General features: G+C 74.6%; 15 protein-coding genes. 9 read left to right on the forward strand and 6 right to left on the reverse strand.

The genetic code is table 11. The annotated features are described in order from the left end of the window. The first annotated feature begins 6 nt into the window (after window positions 1-6). The 3 genes from QQK26_RS16150 to QQK26_RS02930 all read left to right on the forward strand — a co-directional run bounded on the left by QQK26_RS16150 (window position 7) and on the right by QQK26_RS02930 (window position 2,444). Window positions 7-498: an NUDIX domain-containing protein gene (locus QQK26_RS16150; protein ID WP_348519981.1), complete on the forward strand. Its 492-nt coding sequence runs from the start codon at window positions 7-9 to the stop codon at window positions 496-498. Then, the gene (locus tag QQK26_RS16155; RefSeq protein WP_348519982.1) at window positions 480-899 is read left to right on the forward strand and encodes a hypothetical protein; all 420 of its coding nucleotides are present in this window, start codon (window positions 480-482) and stop codon (window positions 897-899) included. Before QQK26_RS16150 ends, QQK26_RS16155 begins: the two co-directional genes overlap by 19 nt. A 144-nt stretch (window positions 900-1,043) precedes the next feature. Next, the gene (locus QQK26_RS02930) at window positions 1,044-2,444 is read left to right on the forward strand and encodes a glycosyltransferase (protein ID WP_284229884.1); all 1,401 of its coding nucleotides are present in this window, start codon (window positions 1,044-1,046) and stop codon (window positions 2,442-2,444) included. Here QQK26_RS02930 and QQK26_RS02935 read toward each other — a convergent pair. Continuing rightward, entirely contained in the window at window positions 2,414-3,616 is a 1,203-nt protein-coding gene (locus tag QQK26_RS02935; RefSeq protein ID WP_284229886.1) for an acyltransferase family protein, read from the reverse strand. The two genes, QQK26_RS02930 and QQK26_RS02935, sit on opposite strands and share 31 nt — an antisense overlap. A gap of 149 nt (window positions 3,617-3,765) precedes the next feature. Here QQK26_RS02935 and QQK26_RS02940 point away from each other — a divergent pair, with 149 nt between their 5' ends. The 4 genes from QQK26_RS02940 to QQK26_RS02955 all read left to right on the forward strand — a co-directional run bounded on the left by QQK26_RS02940 (window position 3,766) and on the right by QQK26_RS02955 (window position 6,897). Further along, a complete protein-coding gene (locus tag QQK26_RS02940; protein ID WP_284229888.1) occupies window positions 3,766-4,131 on the forward strand; it encodes a TFIIB-type zinc ribbon-containing protein in 366 nt (121 codons plus the stop codon). Between the two features lie 89 nt (window positions 4,132-4,220). Further along, the gene (locus QQK26_RS02945; protein WP_284229890.1) at window positions 4,221-5,321 is read left to right on the forward strand and encodes a baeRF11 domain-containing protein; all 1,101 of its coding nucleotides are present in this window, start codon (window positions 4,221-4,223) and stop codon (window positions 5,319-5,321) included. Between the two features lie 43 nt (window positions 5,322-5,364). Further along, entirely contained in the window at window positions 5,365-5,718 is a 354-nt protein-coding gene (locus QQK26_RS02950) for a DUF6804 family protein (protein ID WP_284229892.1), read from the forward strand. A 6-nt stretch (window positions 5,719-5,724) separates the two neighbouring features. Beyond that, window positions 5,725-6,897 (forward strand): MalY/PatB family protein, encoded by a 1,173-nt coding sequence (locus QQK26_RS02955; RefSeq protein WP_284229893.1) that lies wholly within the window; start codon window positions 5,725-5,727, stop codon window positions 6,895-6,897. Between the two features lie 16 nt (window positions 6,898-6,913). Here the strand turns inward: QQK26_RS02955 and QQK26_RS02960 are convergent, their stop codons facing one another. Together QQK26_RS02960 and QQK26_RS02965 are read right to left on the reverse strand one after the other, a co-directional pair. Then, window positions 6,914-8,368: an NAD-dependent succinate-semialdehyde dehydrogenase gene (locus QQK26_RS02960; RefSeq protein WP_284229895.1), complete on the reverse strand. Its 1,455-nt coding sequence runs from the start codon at window positions 8,366-8,368 to the stop codon at window positions 6,914-6,916. Between the two features lie 23 nt (window positions 8,369-8,391). Beyond that, window positions 8,392-9,087, reverse strand: coding sequence for a LysR family transcriptional regulator substrate-binding protein (locus QQK26_RS02965; RefSeq protein WP_284229896.1), 696 nt, complete (start codon window positions 9,085-9,087; stop codon window positions 8,392-8,394). Window positions 9,088-9,130: 43 nt separating this feature from the next. On the opposite strand from QQK26_RS02965, the gene QQK26_RS02970 reads away from it, so the two are divergent. Continuing rightward, entirely contained in the window at window positions 9,131-10,099 is a 969-nt protein-coding gene (locus QQK26_RS02970) for a J domain-containing protein (protein ID WP_284229898.1), read from the forward strand. Window positions 10,100-10,108: 9 nt separating this feature from the next. Here QQK26_RS02970 and QQK26_RS02975 read toward each other — a convergent pair whose 3' ends face one another. Both QQK26_RS02975 and QQK26_RS02980 read right to left on the reverse strand, forming a co-directional pair. Continuing rightward, window positions 10,109-12,220, reverse strand: a complete 2,112-nt coding sequence (locus tag QQK26_RS02975) for a S9 family peptidase (protein ID WP_284229904.1) — start codon at window positions 12,218-12,220, stop codon at window positions 10,109-10,111. A 24-nt stretch (window positions 12,221-12,244) separates the two neighbouring features. Next, the gene (locus tag QQK26_RS02980) at window positions 12,245-12,649 is read right to left on the reverse strand and encodes a hypothetical protein (RefSeq protein ID WP_284229906.1); all 405 of its coding nucleotides are present in this window, start codon (window positions 12,647-12,649) and stop codon (window positions 12,245-12,247) included. Between the two features lie 118 nt (window positions 12,650-12,767). Between QQK26_RS02980 and QQK26_RS02985 the strand changes: the two genes are divergently transcribed. Continuing rightward, the gene (locus QQK26_RS02985; protein WP_284229907.1) at window positions 12,768-15,299 is read left to right on the forward strand and encodes a DUF2207 domain-containing protein; all 2,532 of its coding nucleotides are present in this window, start codon (window positions 12,768-12,770) and stop codon (window positions 15,297-15,299) included. 938 nt (window positions 15,300-16,237) lie between these two features. Here the strand turns inward: QQK26_RS02985 and QQK26_RS02990 are convergent. Then, complete coding sequence (locus QQK26_RS02990; RefSeq protein WP_284229909.1) at window positions 16,238-18,109, reverse strand: alkaline phosphatase; 1,872 nt, start codon at window positions 18,107-18,109, stop codon at window positions 16,238-16,240. Window positions 18,110-18,241: the final 132 nt, after the last annotated feature.

An 18,241-nucleotide genomic window follows, 5' to 3' on the forward strand; every position in this document is an offset into this window, starting at 1 on the left:
GTGCGGGTGAGCGCCGCCGAGACCCCGCCCCCGGGAGCGATCGGCCGCGACCCGGGCGATGCGTGGGTCGAGGCGCCCGACGGGCGCCGCTACTGGGGACGCTTCGGCGCCGCCGGCCTGCTGGCCCACGATCCGGCGCGCGGCGTGCTGCTGCAGCACCGGGTCGGCTGGAGCCACTTCGGCGGCACGTGGGGCATCCCCGGCGGGGCGGTCCAGCAGGGCGAGACCGCCGTGGACGGCGCCCTGCGCGAGGCGGCGGAGGAGTCCGGCGCGCCCCGCGCATCCCTCGTCCTGCAGCGCACGAGCGTGCTCGACCTGGGCTTTTGGAGCTACACCACCGTGCTGGCGGCGGTGCGCAAGCCCTTCGAGCCCGTCATCGCCGACGCGGAGAGCCTCGAGCTGCGCTGGGTGCCGCTCGACGAGGTCGGCGCACTGCCGCTGCACCCGGCTTCGCCGCGAGCTGGTCCGCGCTGCGCGCCATGCTCGAGGCACCGCTGACGCTGCTCGTCGACGGCGCGAACGTGGTGGGCTCGCGCCCGGACGGCTGGTGGCGCGATCGCGCGGGCGCCGCGGCGAGGCTGGCCGACGCCCTCGGCGCGCTGGCGGTCGCCGGTGCGCCGGCGGCCGCGCTCGGCGTCGCCGGCTCGCACGCGTGGCCGGCGATCGAGCTCGTCCTCGAGGGAGCGGCGCGGCCCGCCGCCGAGCGCACCGTGCCCGGCCTCACCCAGCACGCGGCGGCGGCCGATGGCGACGGGGCGCTCGTCGAGCTGGCCGGGCACCGTATCGGCGAGGGCCGCGCGGTCGTCGTCGTGACGGCCGACCGCGGGCTGCGCGAGCGCCTCGCCGCCGAGGGGGCCGCGGCGATCGGGCCCGGAGCGCTCCTGGCGCTGCTGGCATGACCCCTCCGCTGCGACCCGGCTGGGAGGAGCCGGGCGCTCAGGTCGCCGAGGGTAGCGTCGGCGGGTGACCCGCAACCGAGCCCCCGACTCCCCGACGCGGAGCAGTTCGCGATCACCTGGGGCATCCCCGACGATTTCGGCGGCATGACCAGTGCGCTGCTGCAGCGGTCCGCCGCGTTCGCCGCCGCCGGCTGGCCGGTCACCGTGCTCACCTTCGACGACCGCCTCGACACCGCGGCCGTGGTCGAGCGGATGCGCGCCTCGGGCGCGCTCGCACCGGGCGTCGCCGTCACGCAGCTCTGGGACTGGCTGGCCGCCCACCCGGTCACCGCCGGCGCAGGAGCGGACCGGCTCTTCACGCCGCTGGGCGACGGGGAGGACGAGCATCACGAGGGTGTGCTGCGCCGTCGCACGCGCCGCGGCCCGGACGGCACCGTGCTCCAGGTGGACCGCTACCGCCCCGACGGCTCGCTGCTCGTCAGCGACCGCCGCGACGTCACGGAGCCCGGGGTCCTCGGCGGTCGCTCGGTGGTGCTCTGCGACGCGCACGGCGAGCCCGTGCGCGGCTGGGGCAGCGTGTGGGCGCTCTACCGGTTCTGGCTCGACGCGCTGACGGACCGGCGCCGCGCGGTGCTGATCGTCGACTCGAAGACCTCGGCGCGCTTCGTGCGGGGGTACCGGCGAGCGCACGCGCTCACGGTGCACCTCGTGCACAGCTCGCACCGCGGCGCCGACGGCGCGTTCAAGGCGAGCCGCCGCGAGGTGCTCGAGCACGCCGACCAGTACGACGCCGTCGTCGTGCTCACCGAGCGGCAGCGCCGCGATCTGGAGCACGACCTGACCGTCCGGGCGCACGTCGCCGTCGTGCCCAACGCGCGCGAGCTCGACGAACTGATCGCGGCGCCGATCGACCGCCCGAGGGGCCGCGGCGTCATGCTCGCCTCCCTGACCGGCCGCAAGCGCGTGCCGCACGCCGTCTCCGCCGTGGCCCGGGCGTCGCATGCCGTGCGGCTCGACGTGTACGGCGACGGCGACCGCCGCGGCGAGGTGGAGGCGGCCGTCGCCGCCGAGGGCGCCGCCGAGCGCGTCGTGCTCCACGGTCACCGGAGCGGGGCCTCGGGCGCCTTCCGCGACGGCGACTTCAGCCTGCTCACCTCCACCGCCGAGGGCGCACCGCTCGTGCTCGTCGAGTCCATGGCGGCCGGATGCATCCCCATCGCCTACGACATCGAGTACGGCCCCAGCGACATGATCCGCGACGGCGTGGACGGCTACGTCGTGCCGGCCGGCGACGTGGCCGCGCTGGCCGAGCGGATCGACCGGCTGCAGGAGCTGCCGGAGGATGCGGTCCGCGCGATGCGCGCCAGCGCCCGCGAGGCATCGCTCGGCTACACGGACGAGGCGGTCACGCAGCGCTGGTCGCAGGTGCTGGAGGCCGCGGCGGCGCGCAAGGGCTGGCGGGCGGAGCACCGCGGTCCGGTCGAGCGGGTGCTCGGCGGACTGCGCCGCCGGGTTCAGGCGCGGCGCGCGCTGCCGGCCGACTGATCCGGCTCGTCGCTCGGGTCGCCGCCGAGCGGCTCCGCCGGGGGCTGCTGGAACCGCTTCAACGCCTTCGACACCCGCTTGCCCAGGCGCTTCGCGAGTCGCTGCGAGGGGGCCTCGACGAGGTCGGTGAACGCCCATCCGATCAGCAAGGAGGCGGGGATGCCGATCAGCGCGACCGCCCACCAGCGCTCGTCGCGGAACACGTAGGTGAGCGTGCCGAGGATCGGCGCGTGCACCAGGTACAGGCTGAACGAGGTGCGGCCGAGCCACTGCGCGGTGCGGCCCTCGAGCGCCCTGCGCGCGCGCACCCAGCCGAGCGCGACGAGCAGCACACCGGCGGCTCCCGTGGCCGACAGCCCCCACACCGCGGCGTTGGCGATCGACCCCGAGGGCAGCAGCGGACGAGTGACCCAGCTGGCGATGAGCAGCATCACCGACACGACGGCGAAGGCCGGCCAGTAGCCGCGGCGGCGCGGCCGGGCCGCCCAGGCGCGCACATCCTCCATCCGCACCGCGATGAGGGCGCCGACGAGGAAGACCGGCAGGTACACGAGCGCCTCGAGGTCGACGAGCCGACCGAGCAGGCTCACGCCGAGCGCGACGATCGCCGCGAGCAGCGCGCGACGGCGCAGCAGCAGCGCCGCGCCGACGAAGACGGGCAGGGCGAGGGAGAAGATCAGCTCCCAGCGCAGCGACCAGAGCACGTTGTTGAGGTCGTAGGTGACGGGCGCCAGGCTGGCCTCGCCGAGCACCATCGCGAGACTGACCTCGCGGGCCTGCGCCGTATCGCTCCACGAGCCCTCGACCACGCGCGAGAGGTCGCGGGGCACGAGCAGTACGAGCGCGGCCGCGAAGACCAGCGACGCGGCCACCGGCGCGTAGAGGCGGATGAGGCGCGAGCTCATGAAGGCGGGCCAGTCGAACCTGGCGCGCAGCGCCGGCAGCGTGACCACGAGGCCCGAGAGCACGAAGAACACGAGCACCGCCTCGGTGCCGGCGAAGACGACCTTGGCGGGGGAGTGGGTGAGCCAGGCCCACGCGTCCGTGCCGTCGACGAGGGGTCGGGCGACCAGGCTCACGTGGTAGAGCAGCACCACGACCGCGGCGACGCCGCGCAGCCCGTCGAGGCTCGGGATGCGATTGCTCACGCGGCGCGGGCTGGGACTCGTCACCGCGCGACGGTACTGCGGGGCGCGGCATCCCGCCTGTGCGCGACCTGAACGTCACGTGCGGGCGCACCGAGCCCGGCGTCTCGCTCGGCGCAGGTGCAGTCAGTGCAGCTTCACAGCCGCGGGATACCCGATCACAGCAGGATGAGCGCATGAAGTGCCCCCAGGACAACGCCACCCTCGTCATGAGCGAGCGCTCCGGCGTCGAGATCGACTACTGCCCCGAGTGCCGCGGCGTCTGGCTCGATCGCGGCGAGCTCGACAAGATCCTCGAGCGCGCCGAGCAGCAGCTCCAGGCCGCCGCGCCGCCCGCCCGGCCGCAGCAGCCCGCGCAGCCGAGCGCCGCGCCCGCGTACCCGCCGCAGCAGCCCCCCATGCAGCCCTACCCCGGAGCGATGCCGCCACGCGGGCACTACAACTCGAGCCCCGGCAGCTACCCGCGCGGTGGCGGCTACGGCTACGGGCAGCAGCCCTACCGCCGCAAGAAGGGCGGCTGGCTGGGCGATCTGCTCGGCTGAGGCGCATCCAACGGCGAGGGTGCTGGACGTCCTCTCCGCGCTCGGTGCGGATCCGACCACCGGCCGGATCCGCTTCATAGCGTCGGGGCATGTTGCACGTGACGCTCCCGACCCCTGAAGACCTCGCCGAGCTGATCGACCAGCGCCACGCCGCCAGCGTGTCGCTCGTCGTGCCCTCGTCGAACCGACCCGCCGAGGCCGACGCCGCACGTCTCGCGTTGCGCGGTGCCGTGCAGGACGCGCTCGGCCAGCTCGGCGCCGAGGACGCGGCCGAGGTGCGGCCCGCGCTCGACGAGCTCGTCGACGACGACGGCTTCTGGCGACGCCAGGCCCGCAGCATCGCGGTCTTCGCCGCCCCGGGCGTGCTGCACGCCTTCACCCTGCCGAACCGGCTCGAGCCGCTCGTCGCGGTCGGCGACCGTTTCGACGTGGGCCCGCTGCTGCGCTCGCTCGCGATCGCGCAGGAGGGCTGGGTGCTGCTGCTGCACGAGCAGGGCGCCCGGCTCTTCGCGGTGAGCGCCGAGGGCGCGCCCGAGGAGCAGCCGCTCGATCTGCCCGACGACCTGCACTCGATCCTCGAGATCACCGAGCAGGGCGGTCAGGCCGACCTTCCTCGCGCCAAGGGAGCCACCGGCGAGACGCCGGAGCGACGCCGCTTCGCGAGCGCCGTGCAGGACGCGGCGCTGCCGCACCTGCGCACGACGCAGCGTCCGCTCATCCTCGCCGCCTCCAACGACCTCGCCCCCGCGTACCGCGCCGTCAACCGCTACGAGCATCTGCTGGCGGAGGGCATCGAGCAGCATCCCGGATCGCTCGATGCGGGCCGCGTCGCCGAGCTCGCCCGCGGGGTGCTCGACCGTCACGGCGCCGCCGAGCTCGTCGCCTGGCGCCAGCGCTTCGAGGATCGCTTCACCGCGGGGCGTTCGGCCGGCGACCTCGCGCAAGTGGCCCGGGCTGCGACGCTCGGCCAGGTGGAGGAGCTGCTGATCGACATCGATTGGGGCGTGGAGGGCTCGATCGACGAGGCGGGTGTCGTCACCGAGCTGCCCGAGCCCACGCCGGATGCGTACCGCATCGTCGACGAGATCGCGGCCCGCGTGCTGCGCCACGGCGGCGCCGTGCGGGCCGTGCGAGCGCAGGACCTGCCGAACGGCAGCCCGGTGGCGGCGCTGCTGCGCTACGCGGGCTGATGCGGGCGGGGGACGGGCGGCTCGCCCTCGATAGGCTCGTCGGGTGAGCCGTCCCACCCCCGCGAAGCCGCCCGTCCGCCGTCCCGCGATCGCAGCGGGCATCCTCGGCGCGATCGTGCTGCTCGCCGGGACGTTCCTGGTGGGCACGGATGCGTTTCTCTTCATCCGCTACGCCGCCGCGATCCTCGCGCTCATCACCATCGTGCTGCTCGTGCAGGTCAAGCGCTTCGCCTGGATCGCACCGCTTGCGGCGATCGCGGTGCTCTGGAACCCGGTGGTGCCGTTCGGCTTCTCCGGGCAGCTGTGGGTCATGGCGCAGTACCTCGCCGCCGCCGTCTTCCTCCTCACCGCGGTGCTCGTGAAGGTGCCCGACACCGACGGTCCGCGGCGGGGCTGAGCGGCGATGGCACGGCACGACGACTGGGACGCACTGACCCCCGAGGCGCTGCGCGAGCGCGGCGGGCTGAAGTGGACGCTCACTGACCCCCGCGGCGTCCCCGCGCTCGGCGCCTGGGTCGCCGAGATGGACTTCGGCACCGCGCCGCCGGTGCTCGAGGCGCTGCGGGAGGTCACCGAGCGCGGCGACTTCGGCTACGCCTCCGAGGCGCTGCACGAGCGGATGGGGGATGCCGCCGCGGACTGGATGGGGCACCGTTACGGCTGGCGGCCGGAGGCGGCGCACGTGCATCCGCTCGCCGACGTCATCCAGGGGCTCGTGCTCGCCATCACGGAGTTCTCGCGCCCGGGCGCGCCGGTCATCGTGCCCACGCCCGCGTACATGCCGTTCCTCGACGTGCCGCCCTCCCTCGGCCGCCAGGTGCTGCAGCTGCCGTTCCTGCGGGATGCGGGCGGGGGCTTCGCCATGGACCTGGACGCGCTCGACGCGGCGTTCGCCGCGGGCGCGGACGTGCTCGTGCTGGCCAACCCCGGCAACCCGACCGGCAAGGTGTTCGCCCGCGACGAGCTCATCGCGATCGCGGAGGTCGCCGCCCGCCACGACGCCCGCGTCTTCGCCGACGAGATCCATGCGCCGCTCACCCTGCACGGCCGGCGGCACGTGCCCTACGCCTCGGTGTCGCCGGAGGCGGCGCGCACCGCGGTGACCGCCATGAGCGCCTCGAAGGCGTGGAACCTGCCCGGCCTCAAGACGGCGCAGATCGTGCTGACCAACCCGCGCGACCGCGCGCGCTGGGGCTCGATCGGCTTCATGGCCAGCCACGGGGCCTCGACCCCGGGCCTGCACGCCACCATCGCCGCCTACGCGGCGGGGGAGCCGTGGCTCGACGAGGTCACCGCCTACCTCGAGGGCAACGACCGCACGCTGCGCGAGGGCCTGGCCGCCGTGCTGCCCGAGGCGCGGGTCGCGCCGCTCGAGGGCACCTACCTCGCCTGGATCGACCTGACCGCCTACGCGGCGCTGGGCGAGCCGGCCGATCGGCTGCTCGACGCCGGCGTCGCGGTGAACGCCGGACCGAGCTTCGGGCTCGCCGGCGCCGGTCACGTGCGCGTGAACCTGGCGACGGGCCGCCGCGTGGTCGAGGAGATCGTGGCCCGCGCCGCGGAGCTCGCCCGCTGAGCCCGGCCGGCGGCGCTCAATCGGCGATGAGGCCGTAGACGACCTCGAGGTACTCCTCGATGCCCTCCTCGCCGCCCTCGCGACCGAAGCCGGAGTGCCCGACGCCGCCGAAGGGCGCCGCGGCGTTCGAGACGACGCCCGTGTTGATACCGAGCATGCCCGAGCGGATGCGCCGCAGCAGTCGGTGCGCCCGCGTCACGTCGGCCGTGCAGGCGTAGGCGACCAGCCCGTACGGCGTCGCGTTCGCGAGCGCGACCGCCTCGTCCTCATCCGCGAAGGTCGTGATCGGCGCGATGGGGCCGAACACCTCCTCCTCGAGCACGCGCGCTCCGGCGGGCACGTCGGCGAGCACCGTCGGCTCGAAGAACGCCCCGTCGCGGCGCGAGCCGCCCGTGCGCAACACCGCGCCGCGATCCAGCGCGTCGGCGACGAGCTCGGCGCAGCGCTCGGCGGCGGAGGTGCGGATGAGCGGGCCCAGGTCGACGCCGTCGTCCGTGCCGCGCCCGAGGCGCAGCGCGCCGGCCCGCTCGGCGAGACGCGCCGTGAAGGCCTCGGCGACGGACGCGTGCACGAGGAAGCGGTTCGCCGCGGTGCAGGCTTGGCCGATGTTGCGGAACTTCGCCGCCATCGCGCTCTCCACGGCCTGCTCGAGGTCGGCGTCCTCGAACACGAGGAAGGGGGCGTTGCCGCCGAGCTCCATCGAGGTGCGCAGCAGCTGGCCGGCGGACTGCGCGAGCAGCTGGCGGCCGACGGGGGTGGAGCCGGTGAAGCTGAGCTTCGCCAGGCGGGGGTCCGCGAGCAGGGCGTCGCTGACCGCATCCGCCCGGCTCGTCGTGACGACGTTGACGACGCCGTCGGGCACGCCCGCCTCGCGCAGCAGCTCGGCGAACCAGAGGCTCGTGAGCGGGGTCGCGTCGGCGGGCTTGAGCACGACCGTGCAGCCGGCGGCGAGCGCCGGCGCGATCTTGCGGGTGGCCATGGCCAGGGGGAAGTTCCACGGCGTGACGAGATAGCAGGGCCCGACCGCGCGGCGCTCCACGATCATCGTGCCGCCGCCCTCGGGCAGCCGGGCGGTGCGACCGCCCATGCGCACGGCCTCCTCGGCGAACCAGCGCAGGAACTCGCCGCCGTAGCGCACCTCGCCGCGGGCCTCTTCGAGGCTCTTGCCCATCTCGAGCGAGATGAGCAGCGCGGCCTGCTCGGCGCGCGCCTCGAGCAGGTCGAACGCGCGGCGCAGCACCTCGGCGCGCTCGCGCGGCGCCGTGTCGCGCCAGGCCGGGAAGGCCTCGTGCGCGGCAGCGAGGGCGTCGAGCGCGTCGTCGCCGTCCGCGTCCGCGACGGCGGCGAGCACCGCGCCGTCAGAGGGGTCGCGCACGTCGAAGGTGCGCTCGGCGGTGCGCCAACCACCGCCGATCAGCAGGCCTCGCGGCACGGCGTCGAGCAGGGCGGTCGGATCGGTTGCGGCGCTCATGCGCGCAGGCTACGCCGGCAGGCTCAACGCCGCTTGCCGCGACCCTTGGAGCGGTCCCTGGGCGTGCGGGCCGGCGTCGCGCTGCGGCGGGCCGGCGAGGCGGGCTTCGCGTGCTTCGGGGCCTTCCCGGCGGGCTCGGAGGCGGTGCCGCGGGAGCTGCGGGCGGTGCGGCCGCGCACGACGCCCATGAACTCCTGGGCGAGCGGGCCGTCGGCATCGCGCAACCAGACGAGCCCCACCCGGGTGGTCGGCGCGTCGTCGACGGGCCTCGCGATCACGTCCTTGCGGGCGTGCAGCCGTGCCACCGACATGGGCAGCACGACCACCCCCACGTTCGCGGCGACCAGCTCCACGGCGGCCTTCACGGGGTCGGGGACCCCGTCCTCGATGCGTGCCCGTTCGCCGACCGGCAGCACAGTCTCGGCCTCGACCTGGGCGAGCGTCACGGACTCGGCGGCCTCGAAGTCGTGCTCGACGGGGGCGACGACCACGGCGCGCTCCTCGTAGAGCGGCACCACGTGCATCCGCTCGTCCGCGTTCTCGAGCGGCAGCCGCACCAGCGCCAGCAGCGCGTCGCCGGCGCGCACGGCCTCGACGGCCTCGGCCTGCTCGGCGAGGCGCACCTCGAGGGGGTGCGCGGGCATGCGCTCGGCCCAGGCGCGCTGCCACTTGGCCGGCGTCACGCCGGGGACGAAGCGCACGACGACCGGTTCCACCATGGGTCCAGGCTAGTCGCAGCCGGCGTTCGGATACCCTGTGCTGGTGCCCGACAGCCCGCTCTCCGACTCGCCCTACGAGGTGCTCGGGGTGCCGGCCGACGCCGACCACGACACGCTGCGCCGCGCTCACCGCCGGCGCCTGCGCGAGACGCACCCCGACACCGGCGGTCGGGCGGACGAGTTCCACGCGGTGCAGGCCGCCTGGGACCTCATCGGCACCCCCGAAGGCCGCGCCCGCTACGACCGCGGTCGTCTCGCGCACGCCGACGAGCCCGCGAGCTGGGCGCCGCGAGCGCGGGAGCGCCGCGAGACCAGGCCGCAGGCGCGCAGCTACGGCCATCCGGGCGGATGGATGCGCCAGCGCTACCTGGAACTCGTGCGGGAGTGGGCGGGCCGAGGCGCCGACCTCGACGACCCCTTCGACGCCCGCATCGTGCAGAGCGCGCCGCGGGAGCTGCGCCTGTTGCTGGCGGATGCGATCGCCGAGGAGGCCACGGCCGCCCAGATCGCCGAGCTCGGCATCGCCTACACGGCCTGGCACGACGTGATCGTCGAGCAGCGGGGCTTCTCCGGCGGCTTCGCGCCGGGGGAGGACGGACTCGGTCCGGCGAGCGCCACGAAGCTCGACCACGTCGTGCTCGGCCCGAGCGGGCTGTTCGCCGTCGCGTCGCAGGACTGGGGTGCGCCGGTGAAGCTCAAGCGCGGCGAGCTCATCGGCGAGGGACTGACGCACGGTGAGACGCCGTTCGCCACGCTGGCCCAGCGCGCGAAGGCCCTCGGACGCGCGGCCCGGGTGCGGGTGAGCGGGCTGCTCATCGTGGTGCCGGACGGCGCCAGCCCCGAGGGCGTGCTCGACGCGGGCAAGCACCGGGGCATGGCCGCGGCGCTCGTGCAGCGCCCGCGCCTGCCCCACGTGCTGCGCATCGGCGTGCTCGGCGCGCCGGCCATCGGCGGGCAGGAGCTCTTCGAGGTGCGCACCCGGTTGCAGGAGGCCGTGCGCTTCGTCGAATGACGGGCGGGATCAGTCCGCCCGGCCGAGCACCTCGAGCATCCAGGCCAGCTCGAAGGCGCGCTCCCGCCACGACTCGTAACGCCCGCTCACACCGCCGTGTCCGGCGCTCATCTCCGTCTTCAGCAGCACCGGCGCGTCGACCTCGCGCAGCCGCGCCGTCCACTTGGCGGGCTCCACGTAGAGCACGCGGGTGTCGTTGAGGCTGGTGACGGCGAGGATGCGCGGGTAAACCGCATCCGCTCGCACATTCTCGTAGGGGGAGTAGCCGGCCATGTACCGGTACACCTCGGCGTCGTGCAGTGGGTCACCCCACTCGTCCCATTCGATGACGGTGAGCGGCAGGGTGGGATCGAGGATGCTGGTGAGCGGATCCACGAACGGCACCGCCGCGAGGATACCCGCGAAGGCCTCGGGCGCGAGGTTCGCGACGGCGCCCATGAGCAGGCCGCCGGCGCTGCCGCCCTCGGCGACGAGCTGCTCGGGCGCGGTGCGCCCGATCGCGACGAGGTGGCGGGCGACGGCGACAAAGTCGGTGAACGTGTTCACCTTGGTCAGCGTCTTGCCGTGCTCGTACCAGGCGCGCCCCAGCTCGCCGCCGCCGCGCACGTGCGCGATGGCGAAGACCACGCCGCGGTCGAGCAGCGAGAGGCGGGGGATCGAGAAGCCCGGGTCGATGGAGTGCTCGTAGGAGCCGTAGCCGTAGAGCAGGGTCGGGACGGGTCCGTCGCCGACGGCGTCGCGGCGCCAGACCAGCGAGACGGGCACGCGGGTGCCGTCCTCGGCGACGGCCCAGTCGCGCGCCTCGGCGTAGTCGGCGGGGTCGTAGCCGCCGAGCACCGGCTGCCGCTTGAGCACCGTGCGCTCGCCGGTCGCGACGTCCAGGTCGAGCACCGTGCGCGGGGTCGTGAAGCCGCCCAGGCTCAGCCGCAGCACCGGCTGCGACCACTCCGGGTTGCCGCCGAGCCAGAGCGCATCGAGGGCGCCCTCCGTCTCGAGCTCCTCGAAGGCGATCGGCGAGCCGTCGAGGCGCGCCACCGCGACCCGCGGCAGCGCCTCGCGGCGGTAGTCGAGGGCGAGCTGGCCGGCGAAGGCGTCGACCGACTCGAGACGCACGCCCTCGCGGTGCGCGACGAGCACCTCGGGCTCGGCGCTCGGGTGCGCCGCGGGTACGCTCACCAGCTCGAAGTCGAGCGCGCCGCGGTTGTGCACGATGAGCAGGCGGTCCTCGCCGTCGATCACGGCGTGCTCGACGTCGTACTCGACGCCCTCCTCGCGCGGCCAGACCGGCGCGAAGGCCCCGGTCGGATCGGAGGCGTCGAGCAGCAGGGTCTCGCTCGTGATCTTCGAGCCGAGCTCGATGAGCAGGTAGCGCTTCGAGCGGGTCAGCCCGGCACCCACCCAGTAGCGCTCGTCCGGCTCGTGGAACACCCGCACGTCGGCGGTGGCGGCGGTGCCGACCTCGTGGCGCCACACCGTGTCGGGGCGCCAGGCCTCGTCGACGGTCGTGGAGAAGACGTAGCGACCGGAGGGGTCGAAGAAGGAACCGCCGGCGGTGTCCTGGAGCACATCCGGCAGCGTCACGCCGGTCGTCAGGTCCCGGATGCGCAGCGTGTAGCGCTCGTCGCCCTCCGTGTCGACGGCCCAGAGCAGCAGGCGCCCGTCGGCGCTCACGTCGAAGCTGCCCAGGGCGAAGAAGTCGTGGCCCTCGGCCTCGGCGTTCTCGTCGAGCAGCACCTCCTCGTCGGGCAGGCGCACCACGGCGTCGCCGTCCGGCTCCGGCACGCTCGGCGGTGTCCAGTCGTCCGCATCCGTCACCGGCACTCGGCAGTGCTCGCCGTACTCGGCGCCCGCGATCGAGCGGCCGAAGTACCACCAGCCGCCCTCGCGCACCGGCACGCTGAGGTCGGTCTCGAGCGTGCGGCCCTTGATCTCCTCGAACAGGCGCTCGCGCAGCGGGGCGAGGTGCGCCGTCTCCGCCTCGGTGTGCGCGTTCTCGGCCTCAAGGTGCGCGATCACCTCCGGCGACTCCTTCTGGCGCAGCCACTCGTACGGGTCCTCGAAGCGGTGCCCGTGGTGCTCGCGCACGGTCGGTCGGCGGGCGGCGATCGGTGCATCCGTCATCCGCCCAGGCTATCGGCGGGCTCGTCAGCGCGGCAGCACGCCGGCGAGTTGCAGCGCCTCCTCGACGAAGAAGGGACCGGTCACCAGCAGCGCGACGACCGCGGCGACGAGCAGCGCGGAGGCGATCGGGCGGCGGCGCGAGCGGATCACCCCGAGCAGTGCGAGCCCGGCGGCGGCGAGCAGCAGCGGCGTGGCGAGCAGGTTCGCGCCGCTGAGGCGCGCGAGCGGCGCGTAGCGCAGCGCCGGATCGTCGACGGGTCCCGTGGTGAACTCGACGAGACCGACGAGGAAGGCTCCGACGAGTAGCACCAGCGCGACGATGCCGGCGGTGAGCGACCAGCGGATGAACCCGTCGTGCGGACGGGGGAGCACGGCGTCCGATCGTGGCGCGTCCGCGCCGCCGGCCGTCATCGCATCCCGTCCGCTCATCCGCTCCTCCGTCCGCTGCTGCACACAGTCTGGCAAGGCGAGTCTGGGCGGTGCCGGTCCTTCACCCGATCGTGATGCGGGCTGCGCCCGGCGAGGGGCCGCTCCTAGGCTGGGGTGCGTGAGGTCACCGCGCTCCCTGCTCCTGCTGCCCGTGGCGGCGCTCGCCCTGGCCGTGCTGCCCGCCGCGCCCGCCGCCGCCGACACCGACGACTTCGAGATCCCCGCTTTCGACGCGAGCTACCGGCTGAGCCTCGACGACGAGGGCCGCTCCGTGCTCGACGTCACCGAGACGATCACGGCGGTGTTCCCCGAGACCGATCAGAACCGTGGCCTGCGTCGCGTGCTCGTCGACGACTACCAGGGGCACAGCACCCGGCTCGAGGTGCGCTCGGTGACGGACGCGTCGGGTGAGGCGCGGGCCTACGAGCAGGACGGTGAGACCCTCGAGATCGCCGACGACGCGTACGTGCACGGCGAGCAGGTGTACGTGATCCAGTACCGGCAGCACGACGTGGTGCGCGTCGACGATGGCGCCGTCGAGTTCTACTGGGACGTCAACGGCACCGATTGGCCGCAGGCGATGGGCGAGGTGCAGGCCACGGTGCGCTTCGACGACGGGCTCGCCGAGCAGCTCACCGGCGACGTGACGGCGGTGCAGGGCGCCGAGGGCGAGTCCCGCCCGGCCGACATCGTGCCGGGCGCCGACGGCGGCTTCGCGTTCCGGGCGTCCGATGTGGCGCCCGAGCAGACCCTCACCTTCGCGATCGGGCTCGAGGAGGGCTCGGTGCAGCCCTTCGACGGCAGTTTCGGCGCCTCGCCCTGGCCCACGGTCTCCGCCGTCGGCGCGGGCCTCGCGCTGCTCGTCCTCCTCGGCGCGGCCGTCGCGCGGCGCACCCGGCTGCGCGACGCGCCCGGGCGGCCCACGATCGTGGCCGAGTACCTGCCGCCGAAGGGCGTCTCCATCCCGACCGCCGCGCACCTGCTGCACCGCGGCGCCAAGAGCACGGCCGCGCAGATCGTCGACCTCGCGGTGACCGGCCACATCCGCATCGTGCAGCTCGAGGGCACCCGCAAGCCGCAGTACCGGCTCGAGTACGTGCACGACCGCGACATCGACGAGCACGAGCGCGAGTTCCTGCACGCGCTCTTCGGCGGCACGCTGACCCCCGGCGAGCACCGCGATCTCGCCACCCCCGACACCAAGGCGGGCGAAGCGCTCGAGCGGCTCACCGGCACGGTGACCCGCCAGCTGCAGGAGCGCGGCTACCGGGTGAGCGGCCTCGGCGGACTGCAGGGCACCATCGCGCTCGCCGCGATCCTCGCCGGTCTGGTGGCGATCGTCGGCGGCCTCGTGGCCCTCACGCAGTCGATCGGATGGCCGTGGTCGCTGATCACGCTCGTCACCGGCCTGGTCGCCGGGGTGGTCGCCCTCGTGCTCGTGGCGCACACGCCCCTCACCGCACTCGGTGCCGAGGTGGAGGACCATCTCGCGGGCCTGAAGGAGTACCTGCAGCTCGCCGAGGCCGACCGGCTGCGCATGCTGCAGTCCGTCGAGGGCGCGGAGCGCATCGACGCCGGCGACGGCACCGCCGTCGTGCGGCTCTACGAGCGCCTGCTGCCGTACGCGGTGCTCTTCGGCATCGAACGCGAGTGGGGCGAGGTGCTCGGCCGCGCCTACGAGGGCTCGGCGCGCAGCCGGACTGGTACGTGGGCTCGGTGCCGTTCAACCCCGCCGTGCTCGGCGCCGGGATCGGGTCGTTCTCGACGTCGGCGGTCAGCAGCTACAGCGCCTCGTCGCCCGGCTCGACCGGCGGGGCGGTCGCCGGCGGCGGCGGTGGAGGCGGAGGCGGCGGCGGGATCTGAGCCGGGGCGCTTGCTCGTCCCCGTGCCTCCCGGTGCCGTCCCGGTGCCTCCCAGCGCCTCGCGGCGGCCAGTGCGCGGGCCTTCCCTCGTCCACGTGCCTCGCGGCGGCCAGTGCGCGGGCATTCCCTCGCGACGGCGTATCCGGACGACAGTGCAGTACATCGATCTGTACTGCGCGGTCGCTCGGATACTGCAACCCCACGCGGCTCGGGCGGGCGTCGGGCGTCGGGCGGCGCGCTTGCGCCTCGCGCCTCGCGCCGTGCGCCACGCGGCTCGGGCGGGCGTCGGGGCGGCGCGCCTCGCGCCGCGAGCCTCGCGCCGTGCGTCGGGCGGCGCGTCGAGTCCGGGAGCCCGCGCTCAGGCCGCCGCGAGGCGGGCCCGGGTGCGGCGGATGCGCACCGCGCGGCGTCGCAGCACCAGCGCGGCGACGAGCGCGAGCACCAGGGCGAGTGCGACGAGCCACGCGGGCGATACCGCGAGCACCCCGATAGGGAGACTCGTCGCGGTCGCGTCCGTCCAGGCGTCCTCGCCGACGGCCACCGGGCTCGCCCGCACGTCGCCGAGCAGCCAGGCCAGCGGCCACGCGGGCACGCTCGCGGTGACCACGGTGCGGTCGCCGGGCAGCAGCTCGACCGCATCCGTCGCTCCGCTGCGCTCCATCAGCAGCCCGAACGGGCCGCCGAGCGTCGTGGCGATGCCGGGGGAGACCCGCACGTTGCCCGTGTTCTCGACGGCGACGCGCACCTCGGCCGTGCCGGGCTCGAAGGGGTTCCAGGACCAGTCGTAGCCGGTGCCGAGCACCTCGGCCTCGAGTGACGGGGCGAGATCCCCGGCGACCTGCAGGTGCAGGCGCACGCCCATGCGGTGCTGCACCTGCACGCCCTCCGTCCCGGCTCCGGCCAGGCCGACGACGATCCCGGCCGGGTGGTCGCCGGGGGTGGCGTTCACGGGCACCGCGATCTCGACCGGCAGCACGACGGTGGCTCCGGGCTCCACGGCGACGGCGCCGCGCTCGTCGAGGCCGCCGACCGTGAGCCAGGCCCCGCCGTGCTCGGGCTCGCCCTGGCGGATGTCGAAGGCGCCGTTCGCACCGACCATGCCGTCGCCCGCCGCGACGAGGTACTCGACAGCCTCGGCGCCGTGGTTGCTCACCGCGATGCGGTCGCTCGCGGTCGCGCCGGCATCGAGTTCGTGCCGCAGCGAGATGCGTCCGTCGGGGCCCGTCTCGTCGGCGGGCGCGACGCTCCAGCTCGCGGCGCTCGTCGTGCCTGCGGTCGTCGCGGCGGGTGGGGTGCTCGTCGTGCTCGCTGTCGTCGTCGTCGCAGCGGATGCGGACGCCGGCGCGAGCGCGATCGGTGCGATCGCGATCGCCGCCGCTGCGGCGAGGGCGCCGAGGTGTCGGATGATCATGGTGCGGATTCCGTTCGTGGTGCGCTGTGCGGTGGTCGCGCATCTGCTCGTCCTCGTCGAGTCGCGGACCTCCGTCGCCTCCGAGCGGGACGAGGCGACGGAAGTCCGCAACTCGACGCGCTGGGAGCGGTGCGGGGGCGGGGAGGAGAAGGGCCGTGATGCGAGGCGGGCCGGGGTGCCGGGAGCAGAGGCGGTGGCGTGGGGTGCGAGGCAGCCGGGGTGCGAGGCGGGCCGGGGCATCGAGCAGCTCGAGGTGCCGGGCCCGGCGCGGCCGGCGGTGCGGGGCGGCCCGGGCGGGCCGCCCCGCGGAGGGCGTCAGTCCTGCGCGAACAGGGTGACGGTGATGGTGCTGCCGTAGTTGCCGGACTTCGCATCGGCGGGCACGCCGAGCTCCAGGTCGGCGTCGACGGCGGTGCTGCCGAGGCGGGTCTCGCGGTCCGCGCTGGCGAGCACCGCGGCCTCGCCGAGCCCCTGGCCGCCGTCGAGGGCGCCCTCGACGGCGGCGCCGGCCGCTGCGGAGCCGTCGAGCACGCGCGGCGTCCAGCCGAGGTGGTCGCTCGTGATGGCCCGGTTGCCGGCGCGGAAGTCGGCGGCCTGACCGGAGACCGTCCATCCGCGGCCGAGCGCGTCGACCTCGCTGCGGGTGTCGGTCACGTTCACGGTCGGCAGGGTCGCGCGCAGGCGTCCCTGCGCATCCTCGAAGGCGACCGCGCCGCCGAAGTCGGCGACGTCCAGCGCCAGCGTTCCCGCGGGCGCGGCCGACTCGACCTGCGCGGTCACGCCGATGCCCCCATCCGCTCCATCGGTGGCGGCGTGCCCGATGAGGTCGAAGAAGACCTCGCCGATGTCGGTGTTGTCGAGGTAGGCGCCGCGCACGAGGTCCCAGTTGGTGGCGCGGGCCGCGATGGCCTCGCTGCCGGCGCCCTTGGCGTAGACCGGCACGAGCGCGTTCGTGTGGTTGCCGGAGTGCCAGGAGGCGTCCGGCATCTCGCCGGGCTCGCCGGTGATGGGCGTCCAGGTCTCGCCCGCGCCGCCGCCGGCGAGGTAGCCGGTCTCGTGGTCGGCGGTGACGACGACGAGCGTCTCCTCCCAGCTGCTCTCGGTCTCGACCCACTCGGTGACCGCCTCGATGGCGCCGTTGAAGTCCTGCTGCTCCTCGATCGTGCGGCCGGTCTGGTTGGCATGGCCGGTCCAGTCGATGGCGCCGCCCTCGATCATGGTGAAGAAGCCCTCCTCGTTCTGGTCGAGCACGTTCAGCGCGCCCGTCGCGAGGGTCGCGAGGGCGGGCACGTCGTTGAACGGCACCTCGCCGGGCAGGTGCTCCTCGTCGCCGCCCGCGCGGTTCTGCTGCAGCGTCGTGGCGACCTGGGCGATGCCGAAGACCCGCTCGGGCACGTCCTCGCCCGAGGCGAGCTGCTCGAACTGGCGGTTCTGCTCGATGAACGACCAGTCGCTCGCGCCGGACTGCAGCGCCTCGAACTCGGGCTGACCGATGTACTGGTAGTTCGGCGTGCGCGAGGTGTTGTCGTCGGTGAAGTTCGGGTGGCCGGCGCCGATGACGACCTCGAGGTCGCTCTCGAACATCTCCTTGGCGATGCCGGTGAGGTTGTTGCGGTCGCTGTTGTGCGCCACGAAGGCGGAGGGCGTCGCGTGGCTGAAGGGCACGCTCGAGACGACGCCGGTCGACTTGCCGACCGCCTCCGCCTGCTCGGTCAGGTTGAGCAGCCCCTGCTGCTGGGCGTCGACGCCGATCATGCCGTTGTTCGTCTTCACACCCGTGCCGAGCGCGGTGCCGGCGGCGGCCGAATCGGTGGCGCCCTGCTTGACCTGGTCGAAGTCGCTCCAGGCGTCCTCGGTGACGTACTCGGCGACGCCGTTCGCGGCGTAGTGGCTCTGGCCGACGCGCACCGGCCAGTCCTCGAAGCCCTGGGTGGCGACGCTGTCGTGGTGCACGACCTCGCCGGTGGCCGGATCGACGGAGACCTGGTTCTGCGAGGTGCCGGCCTCGAAGACGTTCGCGAGGTCGACGTGGTTGTACCCCATGCCGTCGCCGATGAGCAGGATGAGGTTCTTGGGCGTCTTCGGCGCCTCGTCGGCCTGCGCCGCGGTCGGCAGGGCGATGACCGCGGCGCCCGCGATCAGGCAGGTCGCGCCGGCGGTGGCGGCGCGCTGGAAGGAACGGTGCATGGGGCTCTCTCGTCTCATCGGCGCACCGCCGCACGCGCCCCCGGATGGGCGCGACCCGAACGGGGGTGGCCGCGTCCACGGTCCCGATCCCGCGCGACGCGAGCGCGACCATCCGCGGGCCATTCGACGACG

This window comes from Arenivirga flava (assembly GCF_030161575.1).
Lineage (GTDB): Bacteria > Actinomycetota > Actinomycetes > Actinomycetales > Microbacteriaceae > Arenivirga > Arenivirga flava.

Bases quoted from the DNA above. Each gene is read 5' to 3' on its own strand.
- QQK26_RS02980 (WP_284229906.1), bottom strand. From the start codon at position 12,649: ATGAGCGGACGGGATGCGATGACGGCCGGCGGCGCGGACGCGCCACGA.
- QQK26_RS02940 (WP_284229888.1), top strand. From the start codon at position 3,766: ATGAAGTGCCCCCAGGACAACGCCACCCTCGTCATGAGCGAGCGCTCC.
- QQK26_RS02965 (WP_284229896.1), bottom strand. From the start codon at position 9,087: ATGGTGGAACCGGTCGTCGTGCGCTTCGTCCCCGGCGTGACGCCGGCC.
- QQK26_RS02975 (WP_284229904.1), bottom strand. From the start codon at position 12,220: ATGACGGATGCACCGATCGCCGCCCGCCGACCGACCGTGCGCGAGCAC.
- QQK26_RS02955 (WP_284229893.1), top strand. From the start codon at position 5,725: ATGGCACGGCACGACGACTGGGACGCACTGACCCCCGAGGCGCTGCGC.
- QQK26_RS16155 (WP_348519982.1), top strand. From the start codon at position 480: ATGCTCGAGGCACCGCTGACGCTGCTCGTCGACGGCGCGAACGTGGTG.
- QQK26_RS02990 (WP_284229909.1), bottom strand. From the start codon at position 18,109: ATGCACCGTTCCTTCCAGCGCGCCGCCACCGCCGGCGCGACCTGCCTG.
- QQK26_RS02960 (WP_284229895.1), bottom strand. From the start codon at position 8,368: ATGAGCGCCGCAACCGATCCGACCGCCCTGCTCGACGCCGTGCCGCGA.
- QQK26_RS02930 (WP_284229884.1), top strand. From the start codon at position 1,044: ATGACCAGTGCGCTGCTGCAGCGGTCCGCCGCGTTCGCCGCCGCCGGC.
- QQK26_RS02945 (WP_284229890.1), top strand. From the start codon at position 4,221: ATGTTGCACGTGACGCTCCCGACCCCTGAAGACCTCGCCGAGCTGATC.